Annotated in this window: 13 protein-coding genes; 11 read left to right on the forward strand and 2 right to left on the reverse strand. The window is 53.1% G+C overall.

Annotated elements, in window-relative coordinates; translation table 11 throughout:
* Positions 1-88: 88 nt before the first annotated feature.
* The 7 genes from rlmN to der all read left to right on the forward strand — a co-directional run bounded on the left by rlmN (position 89) and on the right by der (position 8,213).
* Entirely contained in the window at positions 89-1,243 is a 1,155-nt protein-coding gene (gene rlmN, locus EHSB41UT_RS01580; RefSeq protein WP_087106230.1) for a dual-specificity RNA methyltransferase RlmN, read from the forward strand.
* A 75-nt stretch (positions 1,244-1,318) separates the two neighbouring features.
* Positions 1,319-2,122 carry a type IV pilus biogenesis/stability protein PilW gene (gene pilW / locus EHSB41UT_RS01585; RefSeq protein WP_165767118.1) on the forward strand — a complete coding sequence of 268 codons (804 nt, stop codon included), beginning with the start codon at positions 1,319-1,321 and terminating at the stop codon, positions 2,120-2,122.
* Complete coding sequence (locus EHSB41UT_RS01590) at positions 2,115-3,137, forward strand: RodZ domain-containing protein (protein WP_087106234.1); 1,023 nt, start codon at positions 2,115-2,117, stop codon at positions 3,135-3,137. Before pilW ends, EHSB41UT_RS01590 begins: the two co-directional genes overlap by 8 nt.
* Before the next feature lie 149 nt (positions 3,138-3,286).
* On the forward strand, positions 3,287-4,564 hold the full coding sequence (gene hisS / locus EHSB41UT_RS01595; protein ID WP_087106236.1) for a histidine--tRNA ligase: 1,278 nt from the start codon (positions 3,287-3,289) through the stop codon (positions 4,562-4,564).
* Positions 4,565-4,670: 106 nt separating this feature from the next.
* Positions 4,671-5,327 carry a YfgM family protein gene (locus EHSB41UT_RS01600; protein ID WP_087106238.1) on the forward strand — a complete coding sequence of 219 codons (657 nt, stop codon included), beginning with the start codon at positions 4,671-4,673 and terminating at the stop codon, positions 5,325-5,327.
* Between the two features lie 8 nt (positions 5,328-5,335).
* Positions 5,336-6,526 carry an outer membrane protein assembly factor BamB gene (gene bamB, locus EHSB41UT_RS01605; RefSeq protein ID WP_207626535.1) on the forward strand — a complete coding sequence of 397 codons (1,191 nt, stop codon included), beginning with the start codon at positions 5,336-5,338 and terminating at the stop codon, positions 6,524-6,526.
* Between the two features lie 208 nt (positions 6,527-6,734).
* Entirely contained in the window at positions 6,735-8,213 is a 1,479-nt protein-coding gene (gene der / locus EHSB41UT_RS01610) for a ribosome biogenesis GTPase Der (RefSeq protein WP_087106242.1), read from the forward strand.
* A gap of 41 nt (positions 8,214-8,254) precedes the next feature.
* Here der and EHSB41UT_RS01615 read toward each other — a convergent pair whose 3' ends face one another.
* Positions 8,255-9,106 (reverse strand): hypothetical protein, encoded by an 852-nt coding sequence (locus tag EHSB41UT_RS01615; RefSeq protein ID WP_087106244.1) that lies wholly within the window; start codon positions 9,104-9,106, stop codon positions 8,255-8,257.
* A gap of 119 nt (positions 9,107-9,225) precedes the next feature.
* Positions 9,226-10,602: an exodeoxyribonuclease VII large subunit gene (gene xseA, locus EHSB41UT_RS01620; RefSeq protein WP_087106246.1), complete on the reverse strand. Its 1,377-nt coding sequence runs from the start codon at positions 10,600-10,602 to the stop codon at positions 9,226-9,228.
* 152 nt (positions 10,603-10,754) lie between these two features.
* Between xseA and EHSB41UT_RS01625 the strand changes: the two genes are divergently transcribed.
* The 4 genes from EHSB41UT_RS01625 to guaB all read left to right on the forward strand — a co-directional run bounded on the left by EHSB41UT_RS01625 (position 10,755) and on the right by guaB (position 15,384).
* Positions 10,755-11,609, forward strand: coding sequence for a hypothetical protein (locus EHSB41UT_RS01625; protein ID WP_087106248.1), 855 nt, complete (start codon positions 10,755-10,757; stop codon positions 11,607-11,609).
* A 95-nt stretch (positions 11,610-11,704) separates the two neighbouring features.
* Positions 11,705-13,018 (forward strand): ATP-binding protein, encoded by a 1,314-nt coding sequence (locus EHSB41UT_RS01630; RefSeq protein ID WP_087106250.1) that lies wholly within the window; start codon positions 11,705-11,707, stop codon positions 13,016-13,018.
* A gap of 20 nt (positions 13,019-13,038) precedes the next feature.
* Positions 13,039-13,575 (forward strand): response regulator transcription factor, encoded by a 537-nt coding sequence (locus EHSB41UT_RS01635; protein ID WP_207626536.1) that lies wholly within the window; start codon positions 13,039-13,041, stop codon positions 13,573-13,575.
* Positions 13,576-13,914: 339 nt separating this feature from the next.
* Positions 13,915-15,384 (forward strand): IMP dehydrogenase, encoded by a 1,470-nt coding sequence (gene guaB / locus EHSB41UT_RS01640; RefSeq protein ID WP_087106873.1) that lies wholly within the window; start codon positions 13,915-13,917, stop codon positions 15,382-15,384.
* The last annotated feature ends 103 nt before the right edge of the window (positions 15,385-15,487 follow it).

Below are 15,487 nucleotides of genomic sequence, written 5' to 3' on the forward strand. Positions count from 1 at the left end.
CGGGCTGCTTTCTTGTTTGAAGACAGTAGCTTAAACAGAAAGCCGGCCCGTTCTCAGCGGCGCGTTATACCTTGAGGTGATGTGATCAATGAGTGTTGAAAAAGTTAATCTATTGGGTCTTACGAGAGAGAAGCTTGGCGATTTCTTTAAGGAAATTGGTGAGAAGCCCTTCCGTGCTCAGCAGGTTATGAAGTGGATCCATCACTTTGGTGTCGATGACTTTGATGCTATGACCAACGTCAGCAAGGCCCTGCGTGCCAAGCTGAAAGAGATTGCTGAAATCCGTGGCCCGGAAATTGTTTCTTTTAACGAATCTTCCGATGGTACCCGTAAGTGGGTTGTCCGTGTGACCAGCGGCAGCTGTGTGGAAACGGTTTATATCCCGGATAATGGCCGTGGCACCCTGTGTGTGTCTTCCCAGGCCGGTTGCTCTCTGGATTGCAGCTTCTGCTCCACTGGTAAGCAGGGCTTCAACTCCGATCTGACTGTGGCAGAGATCATCGGTCAGGTATGGATGGCGGTGAAGTCTTTTGGTCCACCGGCTTCCAGCGAACAGCGTTCTGTTACCAATGTGGTGATGATGGGTATGGGCGAACCTCTGCTCAACCTGGATAACGTCATTGATGCCATGAATCTGATGATGGACGACTTCTCCTACGGTCTGTCCAAGCGTCGGGTGACTCTGAGTACCTCTGGTGTGGTACCGAACCTGCTCAAGATGATCGGCCGTACCGATGTGTCTCTGGCTGTTTCTCTGCACGCGCCAAATGATGAACTGCGTAACGAGCTGGTACCGATCAACAAAAAGTACAACCTGAAAGAACTGCTTTCAGCAATTGATGCTTACATGGAAAGCCTGCCGGATAACTCCCGTGTGGTGACCATTGAGTACACCCTGCTGGCTGGCGTGAACGATCAGCCAGAACATGCGGAACAGCTCATTGCTCTGCTCAAGGATGTACCGTGCAAGCTGAACCTGATACCCTTCAATCCATTCCCTCATTCGGGATATGAGCGTCCTAGTAACAATGCAATTCGACGCTTTCAGGTGATGCTGCTTGATGCTGGCTTTAACACAACTGTCCGTAAGACCCGCGGTGAAGATATTGATGCCGCGTGTGGCCAGCTGGTTGGTTCGGTGATGGATAAGACCCGTCGCAGCGCCCGTTATGAAGCGCTGCGGAATGAAGCTGTTCAGCAGGCAGAGCCTGAAGCCGTCAAGATGGTAGACCAGGCTTCCTGATCAGAGATTTGTCATCGTCTGATGCAGGAACCCGTAGCGTCTCACCATAGGCAGGAATTAATCGAACAGCACACTATGGATAACCCGAGGCGCTACGCGCACCCCGTCATAAAAGCTGCACTACTGACTCTGGCCGCCAGTTTTACTCTGGCTGGCTGTGTCAGTACGCTCCCGCCGGAAGGCCAGAAAAAGGTCGAACCGGAAATCTTTGAACAGAAAAACCTCGAAATTGCCCACGGTTTTCTACAGCAGGGGTATCCCCAGCGTGCGATCAGCCGTCTGGAAGAGATCCTGAAGGTTAATCGTCAGTCCGCCCGCACCTATGGCATGTTGGGTGTCGTTTATCAGTCTCAGGGTGAATATGATCTGGCGGAGAAGAACTTTGTTCGTTCGCTGGATATCGACTCTGACGCGTCCGACGTTCGTAACAATTTCGGTGTGCTGCTTTACACCACCGGCAAGTACGATCAGGCCCGCAAGCAGTTCGAGCTGGCTACGGATGATATCTACTACGATAACCGCAGCCGGGCCTTCGAGAACCTGGGTTTTGTATCCCTTCAGACCGGTGATAGGGAAGAGGCCAGACAGCTGTTCAAGAGAGCACTCCGTCTGGATCAAAATCTTGTGCGGGCCAGTCTTGAATTAACCGATATGTTCCATGAAGATGGCAACTTCGTAGAGTCGGAACGTTATTTTCAGAATTACCAGCGGTTAACCCAGAATTCACGGCCATCGCCCCGGGCATTGCTGCTTGGTATCGAACTGGCACGGGTTTTCCGTCAAGAGAACAGACTGGCAGACTACGCAGACCAGCTGACCCGTTTCTATCCGGGCTCGGCGGAATATCGCAAATATCAGGCTTCATTGCGAAATGACTGAAGAAACTTCATCGAATGACGCCTCAGAAGGCAGTAATGGCCGGACTGAGGAAAAATTCCAGGGCGCAGGTGAGCTGCTTGCTGAAGCCCGGGAAAAGAAAGGGCTGACTCTGGATCAGGTATCCGAGCGGCTCAAGTTGTCTGTGAATTACCTCAAGGATCTGGAAGCCTGCCATTACGAGCACCTTCCTGGTCGTGCTTTTGTCAAAGGCTACCTGCGCAGCTATGCCCGTCTGGTTGATCTGGACGAAGAGCGTGTTATCGCGTTGTTCGGTGAAACTGTGCAGGCGGACCAGCAAGTTGCCCAGCTGCTGCGGGAACCTTTGCCGGAACGCCATACCCCATCCGGCCGTTGGCTGACTATCTTCTCTATTGTGCTGGTGCTCGGCATTGTCGGTGGCAGCACTTACTGGTGGATGAGCGGCAGTACCCCGGAAGCGGATTCTGTACAGACGGTTCAGGGAGCCACCCTGCCTTCGGGTGCAGAAAAGTCTTCAGTGGTGGCGCCTGCTGGAACTGACAGTGCTGTTGAGCAGTCTGCAGGCCAGGAAGAGGCAAATGCCTCGTTAGAGACTGGAGCCCCTATTTACTCTGAACCTGTTGAACAGGCAGAAGAGGTGGTTGAGCCAGCAGCTCCTGTTGTTGAGAGCTCCATTGTAGAGGTTGTCGAGCAGCCAGCTATTGTCGAGCCTGCACCTGAGGAAACGGTTGCAGTTGTGGAACCGCCGGCTGCTGCCAGTGTTACCGAGGAAGTGCCACAACAGCCGTCTGCAGGTAATCAGCTGGTCATTCGCTTCTCTGAAGACTGCTGGGTAGAGATTAAAAACGCTGAAGGGCGAGTGCTGGTTGCAGACCTCAAGCGTGCCGGTACTGAGTTGAGCCTTGAAGAAGAAGGCCCGGTCAGTATCAAATTCGGCAATGTGGCAGCGGTGGAATCTGTGCTGTTTAACGGCCAGGCGGTTGGCGAGAATATTCCTGCCAGCAGTCGGGGAGTTGGTCGCCTGAATCTGGGCTGATAAACTTACGCCCCTGTGGATATTTGTTGGAGGCGTGCGTGAACGGAATGCATGCATGTCTCTTGATTCACAGGTTACCTTTCCGGAAGGAAACGTAACCTGTGGCTGTATATATTTGACCTGTTGTTACAGATATTAAGGATTGTAAGTTGGCTAAACAGCTGCAAGCCATTCGTGGTATGAACGATATTCTCCCTGATCAGACTCCGGTATGGGGCTGGCTGGAGAATCATGTCCGTCATACTCTGGCTCAATACGGCTACCGTGAAATGCGGGTGCCGATTGTTGAATCTACCAGCCTGTTTGCCCGTGGCATCGGCGAGAACACCGATGTTGTGGAAAAGGAAATGTACACCTTCGAGGACCGCGGCGGCGACAGCCTGACCCTGCGTCCTGAAGCGACTGCCTGCTGTGTACGCGCCGGCATTGAACATGGTCTGTTCCACAATCAGCAGCAGCGTATCTGGACCTCCGGTCCAATGTTCCGTTACGAGCGTCCTCAGAAAGGCCGCTACCGTCAATTCCATCAGGTGAGTGTGGAAACCTTTGGTATGGACGGTCCGGACATTGATGCCGAACTGATTCTGATGACCTGGTCCCTGTGGAAAAAGCTGGGTCTGGACAAGCACGTTACTCTGGAGCTGAACACCCTGGGTGATCTGGATTCCCGTCAGCGTTACCGTGAAGCCCTGATCGCGTATCTGGAGCAGCACGTGGATGCTCTGGATGAGGACAGCAAGCGCCGGATGTACGCCAACCCTCTGCGGGTTCTGGACAGCAAGGACAAGGGTACTCAGGCCGCTCTGGTGGATGCTCCAAAGCTGCACGACTATCTGGATGATGAGTCCCGTGCACACTTTGAAACACTGTGTGCGATTCTGGATGATGCTGGTGTAAAATACGTGATCAACCAGCGTTTGGTGCGCGGTCTGGATTATTATAACCGAACCGTGTTTGAATGGATTACCTCCGCATTGGGTGCCCAGGGCACTGTCTGCGGTGGTGGCCGTTATGACGGTCTGGTGGAACAGTTGGGCGGCAAGCCGGTCAAAGCCTGTGGTTTTGCCATGGGTATGGAGCGTCTGGTGCTGTTGTTGGAAACCTGCGGTCTGGTGCCGGAAGAGATTTCCACAACTGTTGATGCTGCTCTGGTCACCTTTGGTGATGTTGGCACCTACGGCATGGTGCTGGCGGAGCGTCTGCGCGAAGCTTGCCCGAGCCTGCGTCTGCAGGTCAGCTGTGGCGGTGGCAGCGTGAAGAGCCAGATGAAAAAAGCCGACAAGAGTGGTGCCCGTATCGCTCTGATGGTTGGTGAAGATGAAAAGCGCGATGGCAAGGTCAGCGTGAAATTCCTGCGTGAAGAGAAGCCTCAGGTGACTCTGACCCTGGATGAACTGATTGCCACCGAGCTGGCAGCGAACTGTTAATAAATAACAGAGCTAATAACACTCGATCCCGGTGTTCTCTGCGGAGCGCACCGGAGCAAAGCGCAGTAAGGCGATACTAAGAACTTGGGAGTTTAGAGTGGATAGTATGCGTACCGAAGAGGAACAGGTCGCGGCCCTTAAGCAGTTCTGGAAAGACTATGGCTCTGCCATTCTTCTCGGGGTGCTCATTTCTCTGGCCCTGGTCTATGGCTGGAAAGCTTGGAACAACCATAAGGCGGAGCAGGCTCAGGTGTCTTCCGGCCTGTATCAGGAACTTCTGGATCTTTCCCTGAATCAGCCTGGTCAGGCTCTGACCACTGAGCAGCAGGCATCTTTTGATAATCTGCTGAACACCCTGAAAGCGGATCACCAGGATACTGTTTACACACAGTTTGCTGCGCTGCTGAAGGCTGCCCGTTCCGTTCAGGACGGCAACCTGGGTGCTGCCCGTGAACAGCTGGAATGGGTGCTGCAGAAGAACCCTAAACAGGATGTTGCCACTATCGCCCGCATGCGTCTTGCCCGTGTTGAAATGGCTGACGGTCAGGCTGAGAAGGCTCTGGAAATCCTGAACCAGATTGACCAGCCAGGAGCTTTCAAAGCATCCTATGAAGAATATCGTGGCGATGTACTGCTGGCGCTGGGGCGCTCTGATGAAGCACGTACCGCCTACCAACTGGCTGTTGATCTGGCAGAGCAAAATGGTCAGCCTCGTCCGCTGGTTGCCCTGAAACTGGATGATCTGGCCAAGACCGGAGAATAAGATTAGTGATGCTGAACCTCGCCGCACTGAAAAAAGGGCATGAAGGCCTGAATAAAGGATTTCTCACGGCTGTAATGAGTCTTGCGCTGCTCGGTCTTGCCGGGTGCAGCAGTGACGGTGAGGAAGCAGTAGAGCCCGCCCCACTTCCCGACTTCACCGCTGAAGTCACCATCAAGGAAGTCTGGAGCCATGGTGTTGGCAGTGGTCAGGGTGATTCCTGGCTGCATCTGACTCCGGTGGTTGAAGGCGATCGTATTTATACCGCCGGTGCATCCGGTCAGGTCACTGCTCTGGATCGTACTTCTGGTAAGGAAATCTGGGCTGTTGAGCTGGACCGTCGCATCAGTGGTGGTGCCGGTATTGGTGAAGACCTGGCTCTGGTCGCAACCCGTGACGGCCACGTTATTGCTTTGAATGCTGCCGATGGCAGCAAGCTCTGGGAAACTCCGGTTTCCAGTGAATCTCTCTCTGCTCCACAAGTTGCCAACGGTGTGGTTGTGGTGCAGACCATTGATTCCAAAATTACCGGTCTGGATGCCAAAACCGGCAAGCCGCTGTGGATTCAGGAGACCCTGCAGCCGGTGCTGACCCTGCGTGGTACCTCGACTCCGCTGGTTAGCCGTGGCGTGGTCTTTGCCGGCTTTGCCAATGGTGAAGCCCGTGCTTTCCGTGCTGACAACGGCAGCCTGCTCTGGGATGCCAAGGTCGCCGTACCGCGTGGTTCTTCCGAACTGGAGCGTATGGTTGATGTGGAAGCAACACCACTGATCAGTGATGATCTGCTCTACATGGTCAGCTATCAGGGTAATGTGGTTGCTATCGACCCGGCCAGTGGTCGTGTGCTGTGGGCCCGTGAAGCGTCCAGCTATGAGAGCATGTCCGAAGGTTTTGGTAACCTCTATCTGACCGATGCGGAAAGTTTTGTATCCGGTGTGGATCAGCGTACCGGCAGTGTGGTCTGGACCCAGAAAGATCTGAAAAACCGTGGCCTGTCCGGCCCGGAAACGTCCGGCAGTCAGGTTGTGGCGGGTGACTTTGAAGGTTACCTCCATGCGCTGTCTCAGGTTGATGGCCGCATTGTTGGCCGCACCAAGGTGGATTCCTCCGGTATCCGCGTAAAGCCTCTGGTGGTTGATGACATGATTTATGTCTACACCAATGATGGCTATCTGTTTGCTCTGACTATCCAGAGCAAATAACCCACCGTTATCACGGGTTCTTTCAGGATAAAGAGTCCGGGTGGAACTAAAATTTGAGCCTGTAACCGATTGCGGGTGCAGGCAACAGACATGGACGGCTACCGAGAGGTGGCCGTTTGCTGTTTTCTGTCTTCGGGCTTTCAACGTCATTTTGACCCAGATGTTGGCCTCTCCGAAGACACTGATGTGATTTTTGGAAAGAGTAAGAATGCTTCCTGTCATTGCCCTGGTTGGGCGTCCCAATGTTGGTAAATCAACGCTTTTTAACCAGCTGACCCGCAGCCGCGATGCGCTGGTGGCCGATTACGCGGGTCTGACCCGTGACCGTAAATACGGCGAAGGTCGTCTGGGTGACCGTGACTACATCGTAGTGGATACCGGTGGTATCAGCGGTGATGAAGACGGCATCGACAGCCATATGGCGGAGCAGTCCCTGACTGCGATCGACGAAGCTGATGTGGTGCTGTTCCTGGTGGATGCCCGCGCCGGTCTGACCGCTGCGGATGAGATGATTGCAGATTACCTGCGTCGTTCTCACAAGAAGGCACACCTGGTGCTGAACAAGACGGACGGTATCGATGAAGATGCCGCTGCTGCCGAATTCTTTAGCATCGGTATGGGCACGCCACTGCCGATTGCTGCTTCCCACAGCAAGGGTGTTCGTCAGCTGATTGATTATGTGCTGGAAGAAATCCCGGAAGTTGAAGACGAGTTCGACAGCGAGCCGGAAGAGCCAGGCATCAAGATGGCGATCGTTGGTCGTCCGAACGTGGGCAAGTCCACGCTGGTTAACCGTATGCTGGGTGAAGAGCGGGTTGTGGTTTTTGACCAGGCTGGTACCACCCGTGACAGCATCTACATTCCTTACGAGCGTTTTGAACAGCGTTACACGCTGATCGATACGGCGGGTGTGCGTCGCCGTGGCAAGGTGCATGAGACGGTAGAGAAGTTCTCCGTTATCAAGACCCTGAAGGCGATGGAAGACGCTAACGTGGTTATTCTGGTTCTCGATGCCCGCGAGGGTATTGTTGAGCAGGATCTGCACATGCTGGGCTTTGTACTCGACAGTGGTCGTTCATTGGTGATTGCCGTCAACAAATGGGATGGCATGAGCAACGATGAGCGCGAAGATGTGAAGCGTGAGCTGGATCGTCGTCTGAACTTTGTCGACTTTGCCCGCATCCACTTTATCTCTGCCATGCACGGTACCAATGTAGGGCACCTGTATGAGTCTGTAGAGGAAGCCTACGAGTCTGCCATGGGGCGCTGGACGTCTAACCAGCTGACCCGCATTCTGGAAGACGCTGTCGCCACACACCAACCACCAATGGTGCGCGGCCACAGAATCAAGCTGCGTTACTGTCACATGGGAGGTAGCAACCCACCGACCCTGATTATTCACGGTAACCAGGTGGATTCCATTCCGCAGTCCTACGTTCGCTATCTGGAAAACACTTTCCGGAACGTGTTGAAGCTGATGGGTACACCAATGAAGATCAACTTCAAGGGCAGTGAAAACCCGTTTGCGGATAAGCAGCGTAAAGAAAAGGTTCAGCAAAATGCCAAAAAGCGCCAGCTGGATCGCAGCGCTCAGAAGCGTATGGCGAAGGCTAAGGCACAGGGCAAGAAGGTTGTTGCAACCAAGAAAGCTGGTCCAAACAAGCGTAAGAACAAGGCCCGTGTCTAACGCTTCAGGCTAGCGGTCTTTCAGGCTATTGGTCTTTAAGGCTATTGGTATTTAAGAGATTCGGGCAGGATATTCTCCAGCTCGGGTCTCTCATCCTCGCTAATACTTTCCTCAACGCTTCCTTCTTCACTCTGTACACTTTTCTGCAGGCGTATTCTCGCCAGAGAGAGTGCATCTCTAACATCTTCTATTTTTGCCTTTTGACCTTTGCGCTGTAGATAGCTGCTGGTGAATAGAATGGCTACCGCTGCTACCTGCAGCCAGTTCTTATAGCTTTGCAGCCGCATGCCGGCCTTGAACCAGGGGCGGGCAGATGGTTCGAGACGGGAAATCAGCCCGCTTTTATCACCTATAGCGCCCTGCCAGCTGGCGCCGTTATACATCAACTGATGGAAAGCCACACCATAGCTGCCAGCCAATAGCCCGGCGACAGCTCCAATCTGTAACAGACTATTGTTGGTCGGCAGGTTGGGAAGCTCTTCAAATAGACTTTCACTGGCCCAGACTGCGCCGCCTGCAAGCAGGGCAGGCACATGTCCGTGGGCAAGCGTGTAACCAAGCAGGTTGCGGGTGAAATGATCAAAGCCGGCGACATCCGTCAGCGGGCGGTTATAGAAATAGTCCGGAGCGTAGTTCTGCAATATCCAGGCGTGACTCAGTTCTAGAGCCAGATCGAGAACAATAGCTAAACCAGTGGTTAAAAACCGTGATTGGGTGGTGTTCCTTTGCTCAAGCACACCAAGGCGTTCTTCCAACTGGTTCAAGTGAGCCTGGTGCGCTGCCAGACTGATGGGCTCTGCGCATGAATGATGGCTGGTCATGATGACAATCAGACCAATACTGGCACCCAGCAAAGTTTGTAACAGAGCTCGTGGCAGAAGGGCTCTCGGCATTCCTATCTCGTTATTGTCTGATTGCTGTCTTACGGCCTCTTCGCATCGTGTTTGAGCAAGCCGCAGAACTTATGATTTTGGCAATGCAGAATAGCCGAGAGTCCAGTCTCTGCCAGTGTTCAGGCGTCCTGAGTTTCAATGACCTCACAGTGCAGCTTTCCGGTAGCCAGACGGGTCGTGATCTTATCGCCGACTTCGACCTGATTATTACTGGTAATAATCTGCCCTGTGGCACTTTGGGTTATCGAATATCCCCGCTGCAGGGTAGCCAGAGGGCTGTAGGCATCCAGTTCGGCAGCCAGTGAGCCGAGACCTTGCTTACGATTTTGAATCACAGCACTGATCGCTCTTTTCAGGCGCTCTTCAAGCTGCTGCTGCAAGGTGGCCATGCGTTCCAGCTTTCCGGCCGGGTTATGCTTCTGGAGACGTTCCCGGCGATCGGCCAGTTGGGCAGAAGCCTGGTGCAGATTCTGGCGCATGGCCTGACGCAGCCGGATATCAAGATCATCCAGATGCTGGCTTTGCTCTCTTAAGCGTTCGCCCGGATGGCGTAGGCGGCTGCGCAGATGATTCAGGTTTTGTCCTGCGACTGAGAGGCGCTGGCTCATGAGCCGGGTCAGCATTTGCTGGTGGCCCAGCAAGGAGTTATTCAATTCGATCTGGTTTGGGCTTAGGATCTCTGCAGCGGCCGATGGGGTTGGGGCTCGGTAGTCTGCAGTGAAGTCTGCAATGGTGAAGTCCACCTCATGACCAACAGCGCTGACTACAGGGATCGGGCAGGCAGCAATGGCGCGGGCAACGATCTCCTCATTGAACGGCCACAGGTCTTCCATTGAGCCGCCGCCGCGCCCAACGATAATGGCATCAACGCCCCGCAGCTGTTGTGCCTGCTGAAGGGCGTACACAATCTGTGGGGCCGCTTCATTACCCTGTACGGCAGTCGGTATCACGGTAATGGTCATGGCCGGGAAACGGCGGCGAAATACGGTCAGAATATCGCGAATGGCTGCACCGGTCGGTGAGGTCACTACGGCGATATGGGACGGCATGTTTGGCAGAGGTTGTTTATTGGCCTCAGCGAACAAGCCTTCAGCAGCCAGTTTGTTCTTCAGCTGCTCAAACGCCCGCTGAAGTGCTCCGGCACCGGCCTCTTCCATATGCTCCGCGATGAGCTGGTAATCACCGCGACCTTCATAGAGGCTGACTTTAGCTCTGATTAGGACCTGCAGGCCTTCTGCCGGCTGGAAGCGCACCTTGATATTGGAACCCCGGAACATGGCACAACGCACCTGGGCATCCTGATCTTTCAGGGTGAAGTACCAGTGCCCGGAGCGAGGGCGGGCGACATTAGAGAGTTCCCCTTCAACCCACACCGAAGGAAAAGACACTTCCAGCAGTCGCTTGGCCTGACGATTCAGATCGCTGACAGAAAGCACCTTGCGATCGGCAGAAGGAGCGCCGGGCTGGTGTTGGGGTGGGTCAAAGTAGAAAGACATAGTGGTCGCCGGAGATCTTCTAAGCCGTAAAAAACACTTATCGGTGACATTGTCCTTGAGCTGTTCTGATGCTGCAAGGTAACAGTGGCGGGGAGTGGCAGATTTTGCGAATGCCGCCTTAACTGCTCGCCCAAAGAATAGGGGAACATGCCATGAAACGGTTTTTCTGGCTGAGAGCCTGGCTGATAGTGGGGCTGATTGTAGGGATAGTTCTGGTCTTTGGTGGCGTTGGGTTTTATGTACGCTTTTTTCCCGTGGCAGGTGCAGATGGCTGGGATGTACAGGTTTGGGCTGCGGATATTGATTGGGTTTCTGCTCTGGCTTTGCACCCGGATGGTAGTTTATTTGTTACGCAGGAGAAGGCCTGGCCTGACGGTACCTTATTACATCTTGCAGAGAATGGTGATCGTCAACTGCTGTTGGATCAGCTGGCCAAGCCGGATGGATTGACGGTGTTTCGTGATGGAGTGGCTCTGACGCAGGAGGGAGGTAAGGCGCCTGTACTCTGGTATCACGACAGCCAGTCTGAGGAATTATTCGAGGCCGACTCTGCAGAAGGTATAACCAACGGGCAGGATAGGTTTCTCTACACAGTTGAAGATCGTCAGGGCGGTCGGCTACTTGCTTATGAGGCCGGGAGTGGACTGGTCAGTACTCTCTATGAAGGTGGGACTGCACTGGAAGGGGTCAGTCTTTGTCCAAATGGTGATTTGTATTTTTGTGATAAGAAACTGGGGAAAGTCTTCCAATTTCAAAGGGGCGTAAAGCCTGTTGAGATACTGACAGGTCTACACAAACCAGGCTTTCTGTTATGTAATCACCAAGGTCTGTGGATAACGGAAGACGCAACGGCTCATAGCCGGGTCTTGCTTTGGCAGAACAATCAGCTGACTGTGATTGCACGACACCTGCGCAGCGCCCAAACCATAATTGAATATGCGCCGGGAAAGATGCTGGTAGCCGAACAGGGCAGGAACAGGATTCTTCTGCTGGAAAAAAGAGGCTGATGGCTAAGCAGCTAAAACTGCTTTTATGCCATACCGATAGCACTAGTTTTTCGAGACAATAACAGCCAACAAAATAATAAGGCTGTGTTATCACAATGCCTCTTCGTTTTACGACTATCGGTGATGTGGGTTTGCGTAACCTGCAAAGCCTGAACAGTGTTCGCTGGATTGTCCTCTTGTTGCAGCTGGTCAGTCTGGCGGTTGCTTCATCGCTTCTGGATTTCACCTTGCCCTGGAAAGGGATAGCTGTTGTCTCTGTGCTGATTCTTGCACTCACGGTTTATACCGCTATCCGTTGTCGTTCATCTTCGGGCGTAACGGCGAAAGAGCTTGAACGGCATCTGGCCACTGATGTGTTATTTCAGTCGGCACTGCTCTATCTCACCGGTGGTTATACCAACCCCTTTATTTTTGTTTATCTGATTACTGTCATTATTGGTGCAGCACTGTTGCCCCGCCGTCGTGCATGGACCATCACCGCGCTGGCCATTTGTGGTTATACATTGTTGCAGGTCTGGTATCTGCCATTGGCGATGATTGGTGCTGCTCCCGCTGGGGATGTGTCCGGAATGGATCACTCTGCTCATGACGTGACGATGGAATTATCCGTTATGGCGCTCTTACACCTTGGCGGGATGTGGTTGATCTTTTCAGTCAGTGCCTGTCTGGTTACGGGTGTGGTTGCGCCCATGGCTGCCAGCCTACGACAGCAAAGAGCCGCTGTTGCCGCCAGCCGTGAACAGCAGCTGCGTAATGAGCGGATAGTTTCTGTCGCTCTGACTGCCGCAGGCGCTGCCCATGAACTGGGTACTCCGCTCTCGACTATGAGCGTCGTGCTGCAGGATATGAGCTTGTTTGGCGCTGAGGATCCCGAGCTTAAAGAAGATATCTCTCTACTGCAGTCACAGGTTGAACTCTGTCGTGAGCGATTGCGGCGGATAGTAAACAGCAGCCGGGATCAGACTATAAAAGTGCAGCCGTCCTCTGCGTTTATTCATCAGGTTTTGGAGGAGTGGCAATTGCTGAGACCCAGTGTTGCGCTCAACGCTAATAATCCTGCTGATCTCAAAACTTTTCTGGAAACCGATCCGTCTCTGGGTATGGCTCTTATTAATCTACTGAATAATGCCGCAGATGCCGGGGGCGAAGCACCTGTAAGTCTGTCGTTTAATGAAACAATCGCACATCTTGTGATCAGTATCCACGATCGGGGAGACGGTGTTGCTGGTCAGGTTGCTCAGCGTCCCGGTGCAACAACGCAGTCTGATAAACAGAATGGTTTAGGGATCGGGTTGCAATTGAGTGTGGCAACGGTGGAAAAGTTCTCTGGTGTCGTAAATTTGAAAACAGCATCAGAAGGTGGGACAGTGACCGAAATTACCCTGCCGGTTGTTGCCGGTGATAAATAAACACAGGGATTCAAAGTATTTTGTCAGGACAAGCCATTCTTCTGGTGGATGATGATCCGACCTTTTGCCAGGTGCTGGCTCGCGCCATGCGCAGACGTCAATTGGATGTGCGGGTCGCCCATGATGCCCGACAGGGCATAGAGAGCCTGGAAGAGTTTAAACCGGACTTCGCCGTTCTTGATCTTAAAATGGACGGGCCAAGCGGTTTAAGTCTGATCGAGCCCATTCTGGATTCCAGCCCGGATTGTAAAATATTGATGCTGACCGGCTATGCCAGTGTGGCGACAGCGGTTGCAGCGGTAAAACTGGGCGCTCATAACTATCTCTGTAAACCGGCGGATGCTGATCAGATTCTGGCTGCGCTGGAGTGTGAAGCTGTGACTGATGAACTGCCGGAGCCAGCAGAGAAGCGCTTATCGGTTGACCGGGTCGAGTGGGAATATATCCAGCAGGTGATGGCAGCCAATGATGGCAATATCAGTGCGACAGCCCGCCAACTGGGCATGCATCGGAGAACATTACAAAGAAAGCTGGATAAGCACCCGGTGCGGGAATGATGTGGTATTTGATTCCAGAGGGGGAGAGCAGTTGGGAATTAACAGAAGGGGATTAATTCAGCTTTTAATTAGCCAAACCCTGCCATTATCCCTGAAAAAAATCAAAAATATAAGAATTGTCGGTATGGGAAATGGCATTTATACTTGCATAAATTTATTTCAGTTCCGCTGGTAGTGGTTCACCCACCACGTATTCAAGCCAGTTTGCGTGCACAATTTATTCTTTTTTCCTCGGGCCGGTTTATAGGCGCTGAGGGTTTCGTGCAACCTGACGTTGCGAAAGAGTGAATTGAGCACCGGTAACGAACGACCGCTTTTCATACCTGGATGGCAAAAAAAATGTTACGTATCGCTCAAGAAGCCCTCACATTCGATGATGTCCTTCTCGTACCCGGCTACTCGGAAGTTTTGCCGAAGTCGGTGTCTCTGAAAACCAAACTGACCCGTGGTATCGAGCTGAATATCCCGCTGCTCTCTGCTGCGATGGATACCGTGACTGAAGGCCGTCTGGCCATCGCCATGGCCCAGGCCGGCGGTATTGGCATTATTCATAAGAATATGACCCCGGAAGAACAGGCTGCAGAAGTTCGCAAGGTTAAGAAGCATGAGAGCGGTATTGTTCTTGACCCTATCACTATTGAAGCCAGCGCAACGATTCGTGAATTGATGCAGGTTAAGGCGCAATACAATATTTCCGGCGTACCGGTTCTTGATAATGGCGATCTTGTCGGCATTATTACCAGCCGCGATGTACGCTTTGAGAATAATCTGGATAAGCGTGTATTCGAGGTAATGACGCCTCGTGATCGTCTGGTCACTGTCAAAGAAGGCACCAACCAGAATGAAGTCCTGAATCTGCTGCAGAAGCATCGTATCGAAAAGGTGCTGGTCGTTGATGATAGTGGCGCCCTGAAAGGCATGATGACCGTTAAGGATATCCAGAATACCCAGGACTTCCCGGATGCCTGTAAAGATGAATCCGGCCAGCTGCGTGTTGGTGCCGCTGTCGGTACCGGCCCGGAAACTCCGGATCGTGTAGCTGCTCTGGTTGCTGCCGGTGTAGACGTGATTATTGTTGATACCGCCCACGGTCATTCCAAAGGTGTTATCGATCGCGTTCGCTGGGTAAAAGAGAACTATCCGAATGTTCAGGTAATCGGCGGCAATATCGCCACAGGTGCAGCGGCCAAAGCTCTGGTTGAAGCCGGCGCAGATGGTGTGAAGGTGGGTATCGGTCCTGGCTCTATTTGTACCACTCGTATTGTGACCGGTATTGGTGTTCCTCAGATCACAGCTGTAGCCAATGTCGCTGAAGCGCTGAAGGACACTGGCGTTCCTCTGATTGCCGATGGTGGTATCCGTTATTCCGGTGATTTAGCCAAGGCAATTGTTGCCGGTGCCAGCACTGTGATGGTTGGCAGTATGCTGGCCGGCACTGACGAAGCGCCGGGCGAAATTATCCTGTATCAGGGCCGTAGCTATAAGAGCTACCGTGGTATGGGCTCTCTGGGGGCCATGGCGCAGAGCTCCGGATCCAGCGACCGTTACTTCCAGGATGCCAATGCCGGTGCAGACAAGCTGGTACCGGAAGGTATTGAAGGACGCGTTCCTTACAAAGGCACCCTGGGCGCCATCATTCACCAGTTGATGGGTGGCCTGCGCGCTTCCATGGGTTACACCGGTTCTGCAGATATCGAAACCATGCGCACCGAGCCTGAGTTTGTGCGGGTGACAAATGCCGGTATGCGTGAGTCTCACGTCCATGATGTGACCATCACCAAGGAAGCGCCGAACTACCGTGCTGGCTAATACGGTCTTGTGCGAGGTTCGCTAAAAGGTTAAATAATATACGGACAGGCTATGAGTTTGTCCGCACTATAAATTCCGATAGCCTGCCCTGAGCGGGCTATCT

The sequence above is a fragment of the Parendozoicomonas haliclonae genome, assembly GCF_900174585.1.
Classification (GTDB): Bacteria; Pseudomonadota; Gammaproteobacteria; order Pseudomonadales; family Endozoicomonadaceae; genus Sansalvadorimonas; species Sansalvadorimonas haliclonae.

Excerpts from the sequence above, each read along its gene's own strand:
- EHSB41UT_RS01600 (WP_087106238.1), top strand. The coding sequence starts at position 4,671 with ATGCGTACCGAAGAGGAACAGGTCGCGGCCCTTAAGCAGTTCTGGAAA.
- guaB (WP_087106873.1), top strand. The coding sequence starts at position 13,915 with ATGTTACGTATCGCTCAAGAAGCCCTCACATTCGATGATGTCCTTCTC.
- der (WP_087106242.1), top strand. The coding sequence starts at position 6,735 with ATGCTTCCTGTCATTGCCCTGGTTGGGCGTCCCAATGTTGGTAAATCA.
- EHSB41UT_RS01590 (WP_087106234.1), top strand. The coding sequence starts at position 2,115 with ATGACTGAAGAAACTTCATCGAATGACGCCTCAGAAGGCAGTAATGGC.
- pilW (WP_165767118.1), top strand. The coding sequence starts at position 1,319 with ATGGATAACCCGAGGCGCTACGCGCACCCCGTCATAAAAGCTGCACTA.
- xseA (WP_087106246.1), bottom strand. The coding sequence starts at position 10,602 with ATGTCTTTCTACTTTGACCCACCCCAACACCAGCCCGGCGCTCCTTCT.
- EHSB41UT_RS01625 (WP_087106248.1), top strand. The coding sequence starts at position 10,755 with ATGAAACGGTTTTTCTGGCTGAGAGCCTGGCTGATAGTGGGGCTGATT.
- rlmN (WP_087106230.1), top strand. The coding sequence starts at position 89 with ATGAGTGTTGAAAAAGTTAATCTATTGGGTCTTACGAGAGAGAAGCTT.
- bamB (WP_207626535.1), top strand. The coding sequence starts at position 5,336 with ATGCTGAACCTCGCCGCACTGAAAAAAGGGCATGAAGGCCTGAATAAA.
- EHSB41UT_RS01615 (WP_087106244.1), bottom strand. The coding sequence starts at position 9,106 with ATGCCGAGAGCCCTTCTGCCACGAGCTCTGTTACAAACTTTGCTGGGT.
- EHSB41UT_RS01630 (WP_087106250.1), top strand. The coding sequence starts at position 11,705 with ATGCCTCTTCGTTTTACGACTATCGGTGATGTGGGTTTGCGTAACCTG.